This window comes from Nitratidesulfovibrio sp. D1 (genome assembly GCF_051133415.1).
Taxonomy (GTDB): Bacteria; Desulfobacterota; Desulfovibrionia; order Desulfovibrionales; family Desulfovibrionaceae; genus Cupidesulfovibrio.
On the sequence record NZ_JBPGNZ010000005.1, the window covers coordinates 118559 to 136375 of the forward strand.

Genomic DNA, 17817 nt, shown 5'->3' on the forward strand with positions numbered 1-17817 from the left:
ACTCCCGACAGAATATCGCGTGGGATGGGCGCACCTCTCCTAATGGCAAGAGAAACCATGCGCAAGACGCACGGGCACCGCCGGAGCATGGGCGCAAAAAAACCACGGCTGACGGGCGTGATGGCCGCCTAGGAAACAAGGTGTTTCGAGCACCTGCGGACAGATTGACCTATAGGGGTGAGGGATGTCAAGAGAATGGGCACTAGACGAACGCTGATCACATTGGCCCTGCTTGGTTCATTTTTACCAATAGTGCTGCATCCAAAGGAGTTCAACGTGCCTGACGATCTCCAACACCTTGCGGAAATATCTGGACACTGCGAAAAACCAGCTTTGGAACTAATTTCCACCATATCTAAGGCTACAGGAACATTTTTTAAGCCTTGGATAATCACAAGAAATGCAAAAGCAGAAGCAAAAGCAGCAGAAGCACAAGCAAGAGCAAAAGCTCTCACAGATGAGATACTCACAGAATCTCAAATAAAAACGACAGAACTCAAGCTCCGAGCACTAACACGCTTCACAACAGAAGAGATACGAAAACAAATAAACATCGATACGATTCTCGACATTGCGCTACCACTACTAAGCAACGGAGCAAAATCGAGAGAAATAGACTCTGATTGGGTACATAACTTTATAAACAAGTCGAGCCAATTTTCAGACGCTGACATGCAAAACCTTTGGGGTCGCATATTGGCTGGTGAAGCCAACGCCCCTGGATCATACTCGCGCAGGACTATCAACATCCTCAACGACTTCAGCAAAGACGACTTAAAAGGCTTCGAGTCAATATGTCGTTTCTCATTACGCGTAGAAGAAGAAGACTTGCCAGTAATTATAAATCACAGCGACGATATATACGCACGCAATGGCATAGACTACATAATGCTTCATCACCTTGATGACATTGGACTCATATCATACACCACCCCCATCGGAACAAATTACACATTTGACACCCCCCCCATAACCTTCTCATACTTTGGCCACAGAATAACACTAAACATATCTCCAGACACTGAGATCCCCATAGGCCAAGTTGTTTTGACAAAATCCGGGACAGAACTGCACAAACTCGCGAACCAAACCGCTGTCCCCGGCTTCCTAGAACACCTATGCGACTACTGGCAAAAAAAGGGACTAAACCCCACCATCACCACATAAACACTACAAAGAAGCGGCCCGCACCTCTCACGATATGTGGGCCGCTTCAGCACCGATATACACGCCGCCACATTAACGACGCGCAAAAATTGCAGCCTCGATATTCTGACCGCGCAGACCCGCCACATAAGCCTGACGCACCACAACACGCACAACGTAATACCAGACACTCACACAGCACGACACCACAGCAAGTAACAGCATCAACAAGGAAGCCAAATTATCAAACCATGAGCCACGGGACACACAAAACGCGATGAGCCCAAGCACGGCAAAGGAGTCACCCAGAAACAACAAAAACGACGAAACAAACCGCCGCCCATCAAGGGAACTCTCTATCTCACCAGCCAACACCGCATCCGCGTAATCCCCAGTACGGCTGGAGCTTGCCGCAGCATAAACGCCTTCAATACTAACCCTAGCCCCACCACCATCTCGCACCAGCCATCCATACAACTTCATAGAAAACGAGTTGACGACATGGCCGACCACCCCCGCCACAAAAAAACAGACTGCCACCACAGACAAAGAGCCATGCACCAGCAAAGGTGACCCCTTGGCGAGCAGCTTATCAAACGGATAGCTAGCCACCCCAAGAAGCACACTGTCGCGGGCCGACAACCAATCAGCAACCGCACACACAGAGTCCGGCAGCAGCCCCCCAGGACGCATGCCAGAAACCTCAAGCGCTACGACGATCGCGTAATACGACAACACTGTAGCCACAAGAAAACGTGACGACAGCTTTCGCAGCAAATCATCAACATAGCGCGCAATGACTGTTTTTGTATCGCTCATATCTTCTTCAGGTAGAAAACATCTCCACATTCCACGTCGTGTGTACCATACTCCAAAACAGGACAACACACAATAGATACAACCTGACCAGAAAACCCATTTAGAAACATTGCATCTTCTTTTTTGTCAAAACGCACAATCATTGTCTTTCCATTTAATGCATTTTTAAATTTTCCAGTCTTAGTAAAAACGTCTCCCCCACGATACTCACCAGCATACACGACAGGATCACCCAACGACCGCTGCCCCACATAATTGCGCAGCAATTCGGCAATCTGCCTATTCAAGGTTACAGCTTCAGAGTCTTCTCCGAGAAAATCAAGAGTTATAGAACTGGCACCTGCCCCTTCACTGCTGACAACAGAACCAATTTTAACCAACTCTTTAGCTATCGCCCGACGAATAAAGCCCGACGAAAATCTCTCTTCATTAAGCACTCGAAATTCATTATACCGTGTTGGCCTTACTACTCCCGACTCTACCTTTGCCAGCACAAGTCGACTCTCATCTCTAATATCTTCAACTTCAGCAGCTATTCCTTTTTTAACAGCACCCTCAAATGCATCAACAAAATTCATTTTTACGACATCAATTAATTGCTTGTCGTCATTATCTGCTAAAATTTGAAACGTTCTACAATTCGCCAAACTATCCCCAAGCCAAATAACATGACTCTGATACTGCTCAGCCCCAAGCTTAGCATGCTTGTGCAGCCGCCCCAACTTCTGAAGATGCGCCCTGTCCACGGCGACCTGGAGATGCCCAAAAACCTTCGATGCGGTACGCAACGAAATATAATGCTGTTCAGAAAGGATATCCCCGTCAAATCGCACCGACATCACATGAGACATTTATATAACCTCCGGTTCTTATAAAAGAATCACCAGTAAACGCTCACGGACAAATTGCCCTATATACCCACATCTGACAAGACATTAGACAACCGCCTTTGCCCCCCCACGCAAAACACGGCCCGCACCTCTCACGAGATGCGGGCCGCTTCATTTCCTACCCTTGTCCTGCCGTTACCGCTCAGGCCGCCGCGCGCCTGCTCCGTCCTGCCGCCTGCATGGCGCTCTCGACGATGAACGCAGAGCGGGTCAGCCCCCGCGCCTTGGCGGCCCTGTCGATGGCGTTGCGCACGTAGACGGGCATGGTGATGTTCACGGGCACGGCCTTCCGGCCATCGGTCGCAAAATTTTCTCCAAAGAAAAACAGCGCAACGCCTGCAACCATACAACATTCAATACATCCAGATATATTATATTCCATGCGGACATCTTGACCCACTTTAAAATATCGCTAAACAGTACAGAAAATGTCTAGAAACAAAACCCGGAGGTAGCATGCCACAGGAAGAAAGCCCTCAAGATCATTTAGTTGCCGCCCTGAAAACCCTTCTGGAGTACGAGGTATTGGATCACATTGCTTCAGAAGGCGTCGCCAAGCAGATCATCGGAGACCACGGGCTCGACAACCTCTCAGACAAACAACAGCATGTTTTTACGCAACATATCCAACCCCACCTCGAAATTGAATGTGAAAGCCCTTACTGCGACGGAAGCCAGATTGCGCTTGAGGACATCCCGTCCGCCTACGAAAACCAAGATGAAAACGGAGGGTTATACTGCGGAGACTGCCAAGACGACCAACAACGGATAGATGAGCACGAAGACAGCGACGATTAACCCCTAAACGACACCATGGAGACCCTATCATGTCCAAGAACACCAAGCAGACGTCCGCGACTGTCGCGTCCCACGCCGGAAAAGCGCTTAACGATCCGAACGCTTCGGCATCCACCAAGAGCCTCGCCGCTTCTGCCCTGTCCCAACGGTCACCCGACAAACAAACCGGCGCCGAGATGGAAGCCAAGGCTGGGCGAGTCCTCCAGAACGAGCGCTCCAGCAATCTGGCCCAGGAGTTCGCAGCATCCATCGTTTCCCAGTCCAACAAAAAACGCTAACCCCTCCACGCGGCGGGCTCAAACCCGCCAGCCAACATAAGCGGCCCGCACCTCTCACGAGATGCGGGCCGCTTCATTTCCTACCCTTGCCCTGCCGTTACCGCTCAGGCCGCCGCGCGTTCGCCTCGCCCAGCCGCTTGCAACGCGGTTTCCGCAATGAAGGCCGAACGGCTCATGCCACGCGCGCGGGCCAGACGGTCCAGTTCCTCCAGGGCGAACTTGGGCAGGCTGATGTTGATGCGCACCGGCGTACGGTCCACGGCGGGGGCGTGGATCAGCTGGAGCAACTGGGGCCGGTCCGGGGCCACGCCCGGCTCCGCGTGCAGCGCCCGCGCCTGCTCCTGCACATGCTCGTAGGTGGACGGGGCCGGAAGCTCGCGCCGTTCTGCGGCATACTCGCCCAGCGAATCGGCTAGCACGTCGCGGGCGTTCTCCATGCACTCTTCCAGCGTATCCCCCTGCGACAACGCCTCGGGGATATCCGGAAAGGTGATGACATACCCGCCTTCGCGGGCGGGCGTGAAAATGGCAAAGTAATGCATATCTGCTCCGGGTGGGGGAAGGCGCCCCCTCCCCCCGTTTCGTTAAAACTTCACTCCGGTCTGCTTCTCAATGAGGGCGGCCAACATCTCCTTGATCTCGTTGTGCCTCGGAATCGCCGCCCTGTACCGCCCGTCCCTGTCGTATGCCTTGGTATGGTTGCCCCCCTCCTTGAAGGTGAAGCCCGCTTTCTCCAAGACCTTCAGGATGCGTGATCGCTTCATGCGCACCTCGTGAAATTAACTTACACACTTTTCTACACATCGTCAATCGCGTGTGTGTTTTTGTGTGTATTCCCCCATCCCGAGCCGCGCACCCACCTTCACCCCGTCGCCGGGCGCGATATGATCGGCCCATGCCTTACACGAAACTCTTCGCCCCCCTCGCCTGGCTGCTGGCCCACGACTGCAAGCCAGAGATCCTGCGCGACGCGGATGGCCGCCCGCGCCGCCTGCTGCTGCACCACGACCGGCGCGGCGCGCCAGCGCCCGAACGCGTGGTCCGCGCCACCATGATAGCCGAACGGTTCAAGCACCTGATCCTGCTGCAACTGGACGTGAAAAAAGGCGAGCGCCCGCGCTCCGTGCGCTGGCTGCTCGCCCATGGCCTGGTTGAACTGAAGGGGGGCCGATACAGAAGACCGAGGCAAAAGAGACATCCCGCATACGGACGTATTGACCTATACCAGCAAGAATGCAAAAGGTTACCAAAAACGCCACTCATAATTCAGCGGGGGAACCATGTCATTCTGGCCCGTCGAAGCGAAAGCCGACCTGACCCCCCTAGTTGAAACACCTTGCACCGGCCTTAAGAAGCTGGGAGGTCTCCTCTTCGGCAAATTCACCCGCGCAGAAGATCGCCGCAACATCCTCGCAGCAGCCCAAAACCAAAGGGACGCCCAGCAGATCACGAACGGGGAGCTGGTCTATGTTGACGGAGAACTACGCCCGGCGCTTGCTCCAATTTCGCCCCTGATCGCTCTCGGCCAACATCAAGACCTGGAGAATCTGACCGGCAACCTCAAGATCGCCTTGGACATCTTGGGCAATACACCAGACGAAAGCATTTCCGAAACAGATGTAGCCCCCGACTGGTTTGCCCGCTGGCGGCAAGGCGCAACCGTCATTGGAAACACAGACATGCAAGCCCTTTGGGGACGCATATTGGCTGAAGAAATTAAAACGCCGACATCATTCTCATACAAGACCCTCGACGTATTAAAAAACATTACCAAGCGCGACGCTACAATATTCTCTTCAGTAATTCCTTTACGTGTAGGGTCCGTTATTCCATGCACTGAAACAGAAGAAATATTTGAAACTCCGTATTCAGAAATATCAAAAATGATTGACGTTGGTCTAATTATGGAAAGAAAAGCAATTCAAACAGGAAAATACGACGATGATTCTTCAACTTCACTTTTCTTTGGACATAAAGTCACATACAAAGCACCAACCATTAAAAACATACATGGATCTGGAATAATTTGGTTATCAATGTCTCGTGCAGGTTTTGAAATCTCTTTGATTTCTGACGCTCCGGAACCGTCTAATGCACAATTAAAATACATCATATCTATGTTCAGGCTAAATAATAAGAATATTCATTCATTCACATCAATAGATGTAGTGCGCAACCAAGAAACATCTAATCACACTTCAGACACAATCATATCACACCACCCATTAAGATAACCCACCAGACAACACTACTAAATATACATTTCGATTACGCAACTTATGACATTGCAAAACACTTCATTCCACCAGAAACATTGCCACGCCATGCAGGCTAGCCTCAGCTACCTGCCGCCGCCCGCGCCCTACCTCAATTTTGAACCGGTTCAAAAAGTTCAAGAGCCCGAAAAACCGCCCCACAACAGCACAACACACCTATTTTACTCCACTATTTTTTGAACCGCCCCAATCCGCCTCATTCTTGCGCGGCCAATAAAATCAGCTTGTTGCGAAGGTTCACGGATGTTCAGCTGGGGTTCAAAACAGAGGTTCAGTTTGAACCATTTTTGAACGCTGGCAGGTTCAAAAATGGTTCACTCACACATACTATAATTTTAAATAGTTATAGTTAATTTTTTACACTTTGAACCTTTTGAACCCTAAATGAGAAAGCCTTCGTTTTGGAAAAACTCTCCGCGCGCGTCGTGCGCATGCACGTGCGCGTAGTACGCGCATGTCATGTAATTTCGGACCATTGGGCGCAAAAAAACCCGCCGAGGGTTCGGCGGGCTTTCCGTCAGGGTTTCTCGAAAACCCAACATCGAATGTACTTGCCGACCAAGCGTGATCGCACCAGCAGGTTACTGCCCACCAGAGGCCGCCGGGCAGACTTCTTCAACGCGGCCTGTAGCCGGGGCTTCTCAATGACGGGAAGTTCGGAATTCGCCCAGACCTCATAGAAGTGCGGCATGCTGATGGCGATCCGCGTTGCGTCCGTGCTGTGGTTTAGCGGCTCTGGCAGGTCGCCGCCAAGCCCCGCCGTCAAAGCCTCGTATGCTGCCCAGAACTGGGCAACGCGGGATGGCTCTTCGGCAGCAAACACGGCCAGCCCCCGCCGGGGCAGATACGGCACGGTGGGCGGCACCGCCACAGGCAGCATGCCGGGGTGGTACACCTCCTTCCAAACGGCACCGCAGCGGCGCATCTCGTTTGCGATGGCCCGCAGGGCACGCAAGATATCGGGCATGGCCCCTTCCCTTTCCAGCCGTTTGGCAAGCAGTTTCAGCTGGCCAGCATAGTCGATCAGCCGATCCGTCGGCTCAGGATTCTGAAGCGCCATTTCAATCCTCCAGGGTTGGCAGTTTGGCCTCGTGGAACACCCAGCATTTCACGTTCTTCTTCTCGTGCTGCGAATAGACGCAGCGGTTCGACGCCACAAACCGCCGCACGCTGCTGGTGTGCAGCAGCTTCTTCAGGTTGCCCACGTCGGGCATGGCCTGCCCGCAATTGCGGCAGGCTTCGGTGTACTGGTTGAAGTTCACGGCAATGAAGCCCGGCTTGCTCTCGTGGTTCAGCGGGTCCAACCGCGAGGTGGTCTTGGTCAACTGGATGGACAGGTAGTCGTAAGTGTCCCAGAACTGCTCCACCAGCGGGTGGTCCGCAGCCAGGCGTTGCTCCCGCGCCTTGGCCCGCAGGAACAGGTATTCGGTCAGCCCTTCGCGCAGATAGTCCGACATGGTGGGAAACAGCACCTTCAGGGCGTGGCCGCACGCGGCCACCTGCGCGTGGTTCTTAATGATGCGCTCGTTCTTCAGGACGCCGCTGTCGGTGTAGCGGGTTTCGATGCTGTCGAAGGCCGCGGCGTAGGCTTCCAGGATATCGCGTTCGCGCGACAGGGCCACGCTCAGAAAGCCGCCCACGTCCGCCGCCGTCTGCCGCTCGAACCACCGGGCCACGTCGCGCGTGCCGGTCTTGTGGTGCTTCTTGTCGGCGTGGCAATGCACGATGCGCTGTAGCAGCGCCTCCGACCCGTCCACCTCGGCATTCTGGCTGATGACCAGCGACGCCTGAAACAGGTGCTCCTCCACGTCGTTGGAACGCCGGGCCACGCCCAGCGTGCCGGTGCCGCGCCCGTTGTAGAAGGGTTTCACTTCGTCAAAGCCGAACTGCCGCTGCTTGGCGTCCTTGTCGCCGTTGTCGCGGTCCGATTCGATGATGACCACCGGCAGGTTGCTCACCTGCGAAAAGGCGCGCCGCCGCCCGGCGGGGGTGGCCTTCAGCAGATCGAAGCCTTCGTAGTCGTCGCGGCCCACGCACTTCCACAGAAACTCCAGGATGGTGGATTTGCCCGCCCCCGGTTCGGGAATGGTGGGAACTGTATATACTCCAAGGCAACGCCGAATATGCCCAGGAGTCGTGGCGACGCCTTGAGCGCGAGGTCATGCCAAAGCTCGGGGATAAACCGCTCAAGAAAATCACCGCGCCGATGGTCCTGACCATCCTGCGCCGCATCGAAAAACGGGGCACGCTGGTAACTGCCCGCAAAATCAAGTCGCACGTATCCCAAATTATGCGCTACGGCATCGCGTGCGGGCACATATACTCCAACCCGGCACGGGATCTGGGCTGGGCTATGACACCCCACAAGTCCAAGCCCAGGGCGGCCCTGACCGAACCACGGCAGATGGGGCAACTCATGCGCGACATCAACGACGTCCGAGCTAAAAAACGGCGGAGTTCGCTGCTACTGGCGGCGCTGATCTTCGTCCGCCCCGGCGAACTGTGCCAGGCCGAATGGAGCGAAATCGAATGGGATGCGTGTATCTGGCGCATCCCGGCCGCAAAGATGAAGATGAGGCGCACGCACCTCGTTCCGTTGGCCCGGCAGGCCCTCGACGTGCTGCGCGAGTTGCGCAGCGTGACCGGTGATAATCGCTGGCTGTTCCCGTCGCGGTGGGACAAATCCCGCCATGAAGGTGGCGGGGTCATTAATACGGCCCTGCGGCGCATGGGCTATGGCCGGGACGTCATGACCGGACATGGTTTTAGGGCCATGGCCGGGACGTCATGACCGGACATGGTTTTAGGGCCATGGCCGCGACCGTGTTGTCCGAGCAAGGGTGGGCCAGCGAGGCCATTGAGCGCCAGTTGGCCCACGTGGACAAAAATCAGGTCCGAGCCGCCTATCAGCGCGGCGAGTTGCTGGCCGAGCGCACCCGGATGATGCAGGCTTGGGCCGACTATCTGGACATGCGCTGCGCCTGGGCGATTTTGGGGAGATAGATTTTGAGAGGAGGCAGGCGGGGCGCTGGAACGCCCCACCGAACGGTGCGCAAACACCGCCCACGGCCCTCATCAGGGTACAACCTGATGATTCGATCCGCGGCCTTGTCCAGTGGCCACCGGACGAGAAGTGTTTACCAGTGGATCGGGCAAACACACAAGAGTGTTTACCGTGAGGAGACCCCGATGCTCGAAACCGACAATAACCCTATACCCTCCTGCCGTCCGCCGCTTGCAGGCTGGATGGGAGGCAAGAGTCTTCTGGCCAAGCGCATCATCGAGCGCATCCCCGAACATGAGTGCTACGTCGAGCCCTTCTGCGGCGCGGCATGGGTTCTCTTCCGCAAGCCAGAGAGCAAAGTGGAAGTCATCAACGACATCAACAAGGAGGTGGTCACCCTCTACCGCTGCCTGCAGTGGCACCTGGAGGAGTTTGTCAGATACTTCAAATGGGTGCTGGTAGCCAGGGACGAGTTTGAACGGCTAAAGGTGGCCAACCCCGACACGCTGACGGATATCCAGCGTGCAGCCCGGTTCTACTATTTGCAGCAAGCATGCTTTGGTGGGCGTATCTCCAACCCGACCTTCGGGTATGGCCTGACAAGACCCTCGAAACTCAATCTGTTGCGTATAGAGGAATACCTCTCCGCCGCGCATCTTCGGCTGGCCCGGGTGTACGTGGAATGCCTGCCTTACAGCGAGGTCATCGCGCGGTACGATGTGCAGGGCACCTTCTTCTACATCGATCCGCCATACTGGAACTGCGAGGGCTACTACGGCCCCGGTATCTTCCGTCGGGAGGATTTTACCCGGCTGGCCAAGCAACTGGCAGGTATCAAAGGGCGGTTTCTCCTCAGCCTGAACGACACACCTGGGGTGCGGGCTGCGTTCAAGGACTTTGAAATCGAGGCCGTGCAAACGAAGTACTCCTGCAGCAACGGAAAAAACGTCGCGGCAGGAGAACTGTTAATCCAACGGCGCTGATAACCTCTGCAAGGAGCAAAAAGCCACCGGGGAATTCCGGTGGCTTTGCTCCGCCCACGGCGCACGCCAATAAGCCACGGCGCGGTAACGTTCGTCAAAAATAAACGTCGCTTAGGGCAAAAATAAGTGTCGCGCTACATTTCATCCTACGGCTTCATGTCGAGCTTTCTCGTCTGCCCGCCGGACACGGAAACCCGCTGCATCAGGCCCACGCCCTGCGGTTTTTTGTCCGCCGTCTGCCACGTGAAGCCGGTGACGATGAAGAACTGTCCGTCGGCGATGTCCTTGAAGACGAAGGTCCCGCTGTCGGTGCACACGGTCTGCGGATGGTCGGCGAGGTACTGCGGATCGTCGTTGGTGATGACCGGCGGCGGGGCCGCACCCTGCCCCAGGCGCAGGGCGCCCCTGTCGTCGCTGCCGTAGAGGGCGAACATGCGTTCGCTGGAATAGGCCGTCACCGGCACCAGGGTCACCGGCTTGCCCGCGCAGGTCGCCACCTCTCCGCCGGGCGTCCTGGCCGTGGCCGTGCCCCGGATGGTGTTTTTGCCGGGGGCCAGCTTGCGGCGCGCCTCCTTGGAATCATAGGGCGTGGCCAGGGTGACGATGCGGGGCCGCTGCGGTTCGGCCTGTTGCGTCGCGGGGCGGGTTTCCTCCGTGGATTCCCCGGGAAAGCCGGTAATGGCCCGCTTGGGGCCACAACCGCCCGCCAGCAGGGCCGCCAGCAGCAGGCACAGCAGCGGGGCCGACCGGCGGACCGGCAGCAGGAACGGCTGGCGGGCCGAAGCGGGCCGTGCCGGGCGTTGGTGCGTCATCGTGTGTCTCCTTTTTTTCCGGCGATACCAGACCCGCGCCCGGCAACGCAAATGGGGCGCGCCAGACAGGCCGGAGGAAGAAAACATGAGCGGATGCGCCCGTCCGCAACCAACGCTCAGCGGGCGCGGCCTCCGCCCCTGTCACCCCTGTCACCGCCCTTCACGCGGGCGCTGTCGCCGTTTTCCGGCGTTCTGCCCGCCGTGGCCGCCTGCTGCATGCGCCGCGTGGTCAGCCGGGTAGGCGGGGCGGTCATGGGGTCTTCCGGCCACGGATGTTTGGGGTAACGGCCGCGCATCTCCGCCCGCACCGCAGGATATCCGGTGCGCCAGAATCCGGCCAGGTCGCGGGTGACCTGCAACGGACGCCCGGCGGGCGACAGCAGGTGCACCACCACCGGCACGCGCCCCCCGCCCACGCGGGGCGTTTCACGCGCGCCGAACATTTCCTGCAACTTCACGGCCAGCACCGGGCCGCCATCCGCCGCGTAGTCCAGCCGTACATGGGAACCGGACGGCACCTCGATGTGCTCCGGCGCCTCGGCGTCCAGGCGGCGCGCCAGTTCCCACGGCAACAGGGCCGCCAGCGCGCCCGCGAGGTCGATGCGCGGAAACTGCGTACGCCGGGTGATGCCGGTCAGATACGGGGCCAGCCAGTGCTCCAGCCCGGCCAGCAAGGCCGCGTCGGACACGCCGGGCCAGAGCGCGTCGGGCTCAGGCTCGTCCAACGCCAGCCCGCGCAGAAAGGCCACCCGCGCCCGCCACTGTTCCAGTTCCGGCGTCCACGGCAGGCAGTGCAGCCCCAGGGACCGGATGCCCGCCACCACCGCCGCCGTCACCGCCTCCGGATCGGCCGCGTCGTGGGGGGCGTCGTCCAGCACCAGCGCACCCAGCCGCCGCTGGCGCCGCGCGGCCACGGCCTCGGCCCGGTCGTCCCAGACCACGAAGGCCCCTTCGACGATGGATGCGGCAAAGACCTCCTCGATGTGTTCCCGCGTCAGGGGCGCGCAACGGCGGATGCGCCCGCGCGCGGCCTCGCCGTCCATGTCACCCACGGCCAGAAAGGGTTCGCGCGCCAGCGGGTCTTCCGGCGGCAGAAACGCCCCGCGCCCGCAGGAAAGGCGGAACTGCCCCTGTCCGCGCCCCTCGGCCACCCGGTCCGGATAGGCCAGGGCCAACACTTCGCCGGTGGCTTCCGGGTCCGGACGCACATCCGGGCATGCTTCCCGCCCTGTCCCGGTCCCCCTGCCCCCGGCTGCGGACCAGTCCACCCCGGCCAGCCGGGCCACCTGCCGGGCGGCCTCGCGCAGGCGGGCCAACATGGGCCCGTTGCCCGCGCCCCGGCCGTCACCAGCCAGCAGGGCCACCCGCAACCGCAGGTCCGCGCCCGCATCACGCATGGGGTCGCGCTCCTCCAGCAGGGCCGCCACGCAGCAGGCCGTGGCGCCAAGGCCCAGTTCCCCGGCCCGCACCACCATATGCGCCAGACGCGGGTGCAACGGCAGCGTGGCCACCCTTCTCCCGTGCGGCGTGATGCGCCCGGCCGCGTCCAGCGCGCCCAGCAGGGTCAGCAGGTCGCGCGCCTGGGCCAGGTTGGCCTGCGGCGGCGCGTCCAGCCAACGCAACGCCAGGGGGTCGGGCACGCCCCACAGGGCCAGTTCCAGCAGCAGCGGGGCAAGGTCGGCGTCGAGAATCTCCGGCCGGGCAAAGGGGCGCAGCGCGGCCTCCTCGCCCTCGCGCCACAGCCGCCAGCACGTGCCCGGCCCGGTGCGTCCGGCGCGGCCCCGGCGCTGGTCCGCCCCGGCCAGCGACACCCGTTCCGTGACCAGCCGCGACATGCCGGAACGCGGGTCGAAGCGCGGCGCCCGCGCAAGCCCCGCGTCGATGACCACCCGCACGCCGTCGATGGTCAGGCTGGTCTCGGCGATGGCCGTGGCCAGCACCACCTTGCGCGTGCCCGGCGGCGCGGGGGCGATGGCCGCGTCCTGCTGTTCGGGGGCCAGGTCGCCGTACAGGGCATGCACCGTCACGGGGCCGTGCGGCGTGGCGGAGAGATCCGCCAACCTCTCCGCCGTGCGGCGGATTTCCCCGGCCCCCGGCAGGAACACCAGCAGGCTGCCCGCCTCTTCATGCAGCGCGCGGCGCACGGCATCGGCCACCGCGTCCTCCAGCACGCCGGGCGGCCTGGTGTCGTAGGGCAGCCACCCTCGCACGGGGGGCAGGTGGCGGGTGTCCACCGGGAAGGCGCGGCCCGCGCTTTCGATGACCGGGCAGCCGCCCAGCAGCGCGGCCACGGGGCCGGAATCCAGCGTGGCGGACATGACCACCAGCCGCAGGTCCGGCCGCAACCCCTCCTGGCAATCCAGGCACAGGGCCAGCCCCAGGTCGGCGTGCAGGCTGCGCTCGTGAAATTCGTCAAAGATCACGCAGCCCACCTCGGCCAGTTCCGGGTCGGCCTGGAGCATGCGCGTCAGCACGCCCTCGGTGACCACCTCCACGCGGGTGCGCGGGCCCACGCGGGTATCCAGGCGCATGCGGTACCCCACGGTTTCTCCCACCACCTCGCCCAGGGTGGCGGCCATGCGCCGGGCAGCCGCCCGCGCGGCAAGGCGGCGGGGCTCCAGCAGCACCACCTTGCGCCCGGCCAGCCACGGGGCCGCCAACAGGGCCAGCGGCACGCGAGTGGTCTTCCCCGCGCCGGGCGGCGCCTGCAATACCAGGCGCGCACCGTCCGCCAATACGCGCAGCAGGCGCGGCAGTTCGGCATCCACAGGCAGTGCCGGTCCATGGGGTAATGCCGCGCCAGTGGCCAGCAGATCGATGAGGAGATGCCCCGAAGGCATGGGCGGGGAGGATGCGGGCATGGATACCATATGGTTGCGGATGATGAGGAACGAACCGTGGCAGTACGTGTCCGGCTGCCCTTTCCGGCAGGCGGCACACGGCAGGCATGTGAAGCGCGCGGCGTCAGGCTATGGAAAAGCGCCGCCGATGGCAATCCGGAAGCACGCCACGGGCACTTCGCCGTACTTCACCGCATGGGGGCCGCATGGGGCCGAAACATCCGCGCGCGCCCGGCACGCAACTGCGTGCAGGCATGACATCGCAACGCAACCGTGCAGCCTCACCACTGTTGTCATATGCCAGACATGCGGGATGTTGCGTTGACAGCGATATGCAACATGCATCATGTGCAACTTTCAACACATATAGTTTGAAAATCAAGCAAGAAATTTGAACCGCACCAACCTTCATTCCGGCTGCATTCATCCGCGTCAGACAACCTTACTTGCGGAATGTTTCCCCATTTTTTCCGCACATCCCCGACGCAACGCACGGTATTCAATTTTTCTGATTGACTTTTACAGCCATGGGCGCAGAGAAGGCGCAAACAATCCCTTGCAGGAGGCTGCATAGCATGAAGACCCTGACCAAAGCCCTTCTCGCCGCCCTGTGCGTGTCGTTTCTGGCCCTGCCCGCCGTCGGCGAAGCCGCCACGGTAAAGAAGCCCCAGACCATCGAAACCCGGCAGGCGCAGCAGAAGAAGAAGGCCCCCAAGAAGGTGGCCGTGAAAAAGAAGAACACCCAGCAGGCCGCCGCCAAAAAGCAGACCAAGGTCGCCAAGGCGGACAAGACCTCCAAAACCGCCAAGGCCGCCAAGACTTCCAAGAACTTGAAATACCAGAACCAGTAGGCCGGGGTGGGGCCGGGCAACGCGCCCGGCCCCGCCCGCTTCCCGCGCCGCGTCGCCGCACGCCCTTTCGTCACCCGCGCCCGGTGGAAGGCATTTGCTTGTCCTTTGCGGACAAATGGCGCAGAATGCCGTATCCACGTCCACCATCGCGGGCCGTCACCGGCCGGGAGGCGCGCCATGCCCCGCCGACGCTTCAGTACCCTGGATGAATTCGCGGAATTCCTGAACCGCACGTGCATGCCCATGCACGAGGCCATCCGCTGCATCGACGACTTCGACGCCCTGCGCGAAGCCGTGGACACCCTGCGCTCGCGCATGCCCTCCATCGGGTTCTTCTCGCCCCGGCGGCGGGTGCAGTGCTTCTACGCCGTATGCCGCCAACTGGACGCCTTCATCGAAAAGGGCCGCCTGACCATCGACGACGCCCTCATGGCCCTGAACATGCTGGGCTTCGAATCCTCCCGCTTCCGCAAGGCGGTGCGCATGTTCCGCCGCCGCTGGGCCCGCCGCCGCGAAGGCGACCGCGCCAGCCTGCCCCAGGTCACCCGCTTCTACATGGACGGCATCGGCACCTGCCTGTAGGGCCGCGCCGCTCCTTCCCCCGCCCGCATGCCGCCGCGCCCGGCGCGGCGTACCGTGATGAGCCCCGCCCCCCGCGGGCAGGGGCCATCGTGTCCTTGCGCGAGCCCTTGCGCGCGTCCCCGTGCACGCCCCCGGCTCCCAATCCTGTTGAAGCGCGCGCGGTTCTGTCGTAAGGCAACCCATCACACCACATGACCAGCCACCGCAGCCGCAGGAGACCAAACCGCATCGCGCCCGCGCGCCGGGCCCCCTCGCACAAGGACCACGCATGGCCTCTCCGTACATCCTGACCATCTCCTGCCCCGACCGCATCGGCATCGTGGCCACGGTTTCCACCTTTCTCGCCGTGCAGCGCTGCAACATCCTGGACAGCGCCCAGTTCGGCGACCGCGAAAGCAGGCGCTTCTTCCTGCGCATCCATTTCGAAATGCCCGGCGAGGGTCCCGGCCGCCCCGAACTGGAGCGGCTGTTCGCCGGGGTGGCCGCCACCTTCGACATGCAGTGGCAGCTGTTCGACGCGGGCAGCACCTCGCGCATCCTGGTGCTGGTCTCGCGTTTCGGGCACTGTCTGAACGACCTGCTGTTCCGCTGCGAGACGGGCGCGCTGAACGCCGCCATCCCGGCCATCGTCTCCAACCACCGGGACTTCCAGCGCATCGCCGAGATGCACGGCATCCCGTTCCACTACCTGCCCATTTCCAAGGAAAACAAGCCGGAACAGGAAGAACGCATCGCCAGGATCATCGAGGAAGAGTCCATCGACCTCGTGGTGCTGGCCCGGTACATGCAAATCCTGTCGCCGGAATTCTGCGCGCGGTTCAAGGGCCGGGTGATCAACATCCACCATTCCTTCCTGCCCAGCTTCAAGGGCGCCTCGCCCTACCACCAGGCATTCGCGCGCGGCGTGAAGCTGATCGGCGCCACCGCCCACTACGTCACCGAAAACCTGGACGAAGGCCCGATCATCGAACAGGAAGTGGCGCGGGTGGACCATTCGCACATGCCCGACGACCTGGTGGCCGTGGGCCGCGACGTGGAATGCCTGGCCCTGGCGCGGGCCGTGCGCTTTCACATCGAGCACCGGGTGCTGCTGAACGGCAGCAAGACCGTGGTGTTCCCCTAAGCACACCGTTCCCGGATACCGCCCCCCCCCTGTGCGCACCGCGCCCGGAAGCCTTCGCTTCCGGGCGTGTTTCGGTTCCGCCTCTTCCTTCGCCCGCTCCGCCAAAAGGAATCCGCACCCGCCGCATCGCAACGGTCCGTGTTTTGTCTTGAAGCCGCCAAGGTGCTGCGCTAGAGTCCCCACCGGACGCACGGCGCGCACTCCTCGTCGCCCTGCCGGGCCGCCCCTCCGACCGCCGGAGGCAGCCCGCGCCCGCGCCCCGCACGGCCTTGCGCCGCACGGGTTCACGCGGCGCGTCGCGTTTCCGAAGCATGAAGCACCACCCCACTGGAGGACCGTTGATGGAAGCCCCGCAAAAGAATCTCGCCCTGGATCTCGTGCGCGTCACCGAAGCCGCCGCGCTGGCCTCCGCCCGCTGGCTGGGCAAGGGCAACAACGACGCGGGCGACGGCGCGGCCGTGGACGCCATGCGCCTGTCCTTCAACTCGCTGAACGTGGCCGGCCACGTGATCATCGGCGAAGGCGAGAAAGACCACGCCCCCATGCTGCACAACGGCGAAAAGGTGGGCACGGGCCGGGGCCCGGCCATCGACGTGGCCGTGGACCCCGTGGAAGGCACCAAGCTGCTGGCCTATGGCCGTCCCAACGCCATTTCCGTGGTGGGCGTGGCCCCCGCGGGCACCATGTACAACCCCGGCCCCAGCTTCTACATGCAGAAGCTGGTGGTGCCCCCGGCGGCGCGCGACGTCATCGACATCGACGCCCCGGTGAAGGAAAACCTCCAGAAGATCGCCAAGGCGCTGGGCAAGGACGTGGACGACCTGGTGGTGTTCGTGCTGGACAAGCCGCGCCACGAAAAGCTCATCCAGCGCATCCGCGAGTCGGGCGCGCGCATCCAGTTGCACACCGACGGCGACGTGGCCGGAGCGCTGATGGCCGTGGATCCCCGCTCCGAGGTGGACGTGATGATGGGCACCGGCGGCACCCCCGAGGGCGTGCTGGCGGCCTGCGCCATCAAGGGCGTGGGCGGCCAGATACTGGCCCGCCTGGACCCGCAGTCCTACCCCGAAAAGGAAGCCCTGCACGACGCGGGCCTTGACCTGCGCGAAATCCACACCGTGGATACGCTGGTGCGCAGCGACGAGGTGTTCTTCGCCGCCACGGGCATCTCTGGCGGCACCTTCCTGCGCGGGGTGCAGTACACCGGTTCCGGGGCCATCACCCACTCGGTGGTCATTCGCGGCAAGACCGGCACCATCCGCTACATTGAATCGTACCACAACTGGGACCGCCTGATGAAGATCAGTTCGGTGAAGTACGACTAGTGGCGAGCGGCCGCCGCAGCCCCTTTGGCGGCGCAATGCGGAAGCCTGTTCCTTGTATCCCTCCGGCCGGTGCGGCGACGCACCGGCCGT

The 17817-nt window shown here is 61.0% G+C and carries 21 protein-coding genes; 11 read left to right on the forward strand and 10 right to left on the reverse strand.

Annotated elements, in window-relative coordinates; all coding sequences use genetic code 11:
- Positions 1–276 precede the first annotated feature (276 nt).
- Positions 277–1167, forward strand: coding sequence for a DUF2806 domain-containing protein (locus tag ACR4XJ_RS11100; RefSeq protein ID WP_434755280.1), 891 nt, complete (start codon positions 277–279; stop codon positions 1165–1167).
- Positions 1168–1239: 72 nt separating this feature from the next.
- Here ACR4XJ_RS11100 and ACR4XJ_RS11105 read toward each other — a convergent pair whose 3' ends face one another.
- The 3 genes from ACR4XJ_RS11105 to ACR4XJ_RS11115 form a co-directional block, all read right to left on the reverse strand.
- The gene (locus tag ACR4XJ_RS11105; protein ID WP_434755281.1) at positions 1240–1965 is read right to left on the reverse strand and encodes a hypothetical protein; all 726 of its coding nucleotides are present in this window, start codon (positions 1963–1965) and stop codon (positions 1240–1242) included.
- Positions 1962–2816: a hypothetical protein gene (locus ACR4XJ_RS11110; protein WP_434755282.1), complete on the reverse strand. Its 855-nt coding sequence runs from the start codon at positions 2814–2816 to the stop codon at positions 1962–1964. The genes ACR4XJ_RS11105 and ACR4XJ_RS11110 overlap by 4 nt, the downstream gene beginning before the upstream one ends.
- 181 nt (positions 2817–2997) lie before the next feature.
- A complete protein-coding gene (locus ACR4XJ_RS11115; RefSeq protein WP_434755283.1) occupies positions 2998–3132 on the reverse strand; it encodes a DUF1778 domain-containing protein in 135 nt (44 codons plus the stop codon).
- Between the two features lie 179 nt (positions 3133–3311).
- Here ACR4XJ_RS11115 and ACR4XJ_RS11120 point away from each other — a divergent pair, with 179 nt between their 5' ends.
- Both ACR4XJ_RS11120 and ACR4XJ_RS11125 read left to right on the forward strand, forming a co-directional pair.
- Entirely contained in the window at positions 3312–3653 is a 342-nt protein-coding gene (locus ACR4XJ_RS11120) for a hypothetical protein (protein WP_434755284.1), read from the forward strand.
- Between the two features lie 29 nt (positions 3654–3682).
- Positions 3683–3931 (forward strand): hypothetical protein, encoded by a 249-nt coding sequence (locus ACR4XJ_RS11125; protein ID WP_434755285.1) that lies wholly within the window; start codon positions 3683–3685, stop codon positions 3929–3931.
- Between the two features lie 104 nt (positions 3932–4035).
- Here the strand turns inward: ACR4XJ_RS11125 and ACR4XJ_RS11130 are convergent, their stop codons facing one another.
- The 3 genes from ACR4XJ_RS11130 to ACR4XJ_RS11140 all read right to left on the reverse strand — a co-directional run bounded on the left by ACR4XJ_RS11130 (position 4036) and on the right by ACR4XJ_RS11140 (position 5075).
- The gene (locus ACR4XJ_RS11130) at positions 4036–4473 is read right to left on the reverse strand and encodes a type II toxin-antitoxin system HicB family antitoxin (protein WP_434755286.1); all 438 of its coding nucleotides are present in this window, start codon (positions 4471–4473) and stop codon (positions 4036–4038) included.
- A gap of 42 nt (positions 4474–4515) precedes the next feature.
- Entirely contained in the window at positions 4516–4695 is a 180-nt protein-coding gene (locus ACR4XJ_RS11135; RefSeq protein ID WP_434755287.1) for a type II toxin-antitoxin system HicA family toxin, read from the reverse strand.
- A 98-nt stretch (positions 4696–4793) separates the two neighbouring features.
- On the reverse strand, positions 4794–5075 hold the full coding sequence (locus ACR4XJ_RS11140; protein WP_434755288.1) for a hypothetical protein: 282 nt from the start codon (positions 5073–5075) through the stop codon (positions 4794–4796).
- A gap of 136 nt (positions 5076–5211) precedes the next feature.
- On the opposite strand from ACR4XJ_RS11140, the gene ACR4XJ_RS11145 reads away from it, so the two are divergent.
- On the forward strand, positions 5212–6165 hold the full coding sequence (locus ACR4XJ_RS11145) for a DUF2806 domain-containing protein (RefSeq protein WP_434755289.1): 954 nt from the start codon (positions 5212–5214) through the stop codon (positions 6163–6165).
- A gap of 559 nt (positions 6166–6724) precedes the next feature.
- Here the strand turns inward: ACR4XJ_RS11145 and ACR4XJ_RS11150 are convergent.
- Positions 6725–7267: a hypothetical protein gene (locus tag ACR4XJ_RS11150; RefSeq protein WP_434755290.1), complete on the reverse strand. Its 543-nt coding sequence runs from the start codon at positions 7265–7267 to the stop codon at positions 6725–6727.
- 1 nt (position 7268) lies between these two features.
- The gene (locus ACR4XJ_RS11155) at positions 7269–8240 is read right to left on the reverse strand and encodes a hypothetical protein (RefSeq protein ID WP_434755291.1); all 972 of its coding nucleotides are present in this window, start codon (positions 8238–8240) and stop codon (positions 7269–7271) included.
- A 68-nt stretch (positions 8241–8308) separates the two neighbouring features.
- Between ACR4XJ_RS11155 and ACR4XJ_RS11160 the strand changes: the two genes are divergently transcribed.
- From ACR4XJ_RS11160 to ACR4XJ_RS11170, 3 genes are all read left to right on the forward strand, one after another.
- Positions 8309–8998, forward strand: a complete 690-nt coding sequence (locus ACR4XJ_RS11160) for a tyrosine-type recombinase/integrase (protein ID WP_434755589.1) — start codon at positions 8309–8311, stop codon at positions 8996–8998.
- A gap of 20 nt (positions 8999–9018) precedes the next feature.
- On the forward strand, positions 9019–9210 hold the full coding sequence (locus ACR4XJ_RS11165) for a hypothetical protein (RefSeq protein ID WP_434755292.1): 192 nt from the start codon (positions 9019–9021) through the stop codon (positions 9208–9210).
- Positions 9211–9396: 186 nt separating this feature from the next.
- Positions 9397–10194: a DNA adenine methylase gene (locus tag ACR4XJ_RS11170; RefSeq protein ID WP_434755293.1), complete on the forward strand. Its 798-nt coding sequence runs from the start codon at positions 9397–9399 to the stop codon at positions 10192–10194.
- Between the two features lie 146 nt (positions 10195–10340).
- On the opposite strand, the gene ACR4XJ_RS11175 is transcribed toward ACR4XJ_RS11170, so the two are convergent.
- Both ACR4XJ_RS11175 and hrpB read right to left on the reverse strand, forming a co-directional pair.
- On the reverse strand, positions 10341–11006 hold the full coding sequence (locus ACR4XJ_RS11175) for a hypothetical protein (RefSeq protein WP_434755294.1): 666 nt from the start codon (positions 11004–11006) through the stop codon (positions 10341–10343).
- 116 nt (positions 11007–11122) lie between these two features.
- A complete protein-coding gene (hrpB, locus tag ACR4XJ_RS11180; RefSeq protein ID WP_434755295.1) occupies positions 11123–13867 on the reverse strand; it encodes an ATP-dependent helicase HrpB in 2745 nt (914 codons plus the stop codon).
- A 554-nt stretch (positions 13868–14421) separates the two neighbouring features.
- Between hrpB and ACR4XJ_RS11185 the strand changes: the two genes are divergently transcribed.
- The 4 genes from ACR4XJ_RS11185 (at position 14422) to glpX (ending at position 17727) form a co-directional block, all read left to right on the forward strand.
- The gene (locus ACR4XJ_RS11185) at positions 14422–14697 is read left to right on the forward strand and encodes a hypothetical protein (RefSeq protein ID WP_434755296.1); all 276 of its coding nucleotides are present in this window, start codon (positions 14422–14424) and stop codon (positions 14695–14697) included.
- 177 nt (positions 14698–14874) lie between these two features.
- Positions 14875–15279, forward strand: a complete 405-nt coding sequence (locus ACR4XJ_RS11190; protein WP_434755297.1) for a hypothetical protein — start codon at positions 14875–14877, stop codon at positions 15277–15279.
- Between the two features lie 268 nt (positions 15280–15547).
- Positions 15548–16402: a formyltetrahydrofolate deformylase gene (gene purU, locus ACR4XJ_RS11195; protein ID WP_434755298.1), complete on the forward strand. Its 855-nt coding sequence runs from the start codon at positions 15548–15550 to the stop codon at positions 16400–16402.
- Positions 16403–16743: 341 nt separating this feature from the next.
- Positions 16744–17727 carry a class II fructose-bisphosphatase gene (glpX, locus tag ACR4XJ_RS11200; RefSeq protein ID WP_434755299.1) on the forward strand — a complete coding sequence of 328 codons (984 nt, stop codon included), beginning with the start codon at positions 16744–16746 and terminating at the stop codon, positions 17725–17727.
- Positions 17728–17817: the final 90 nt, after the last annotated feature.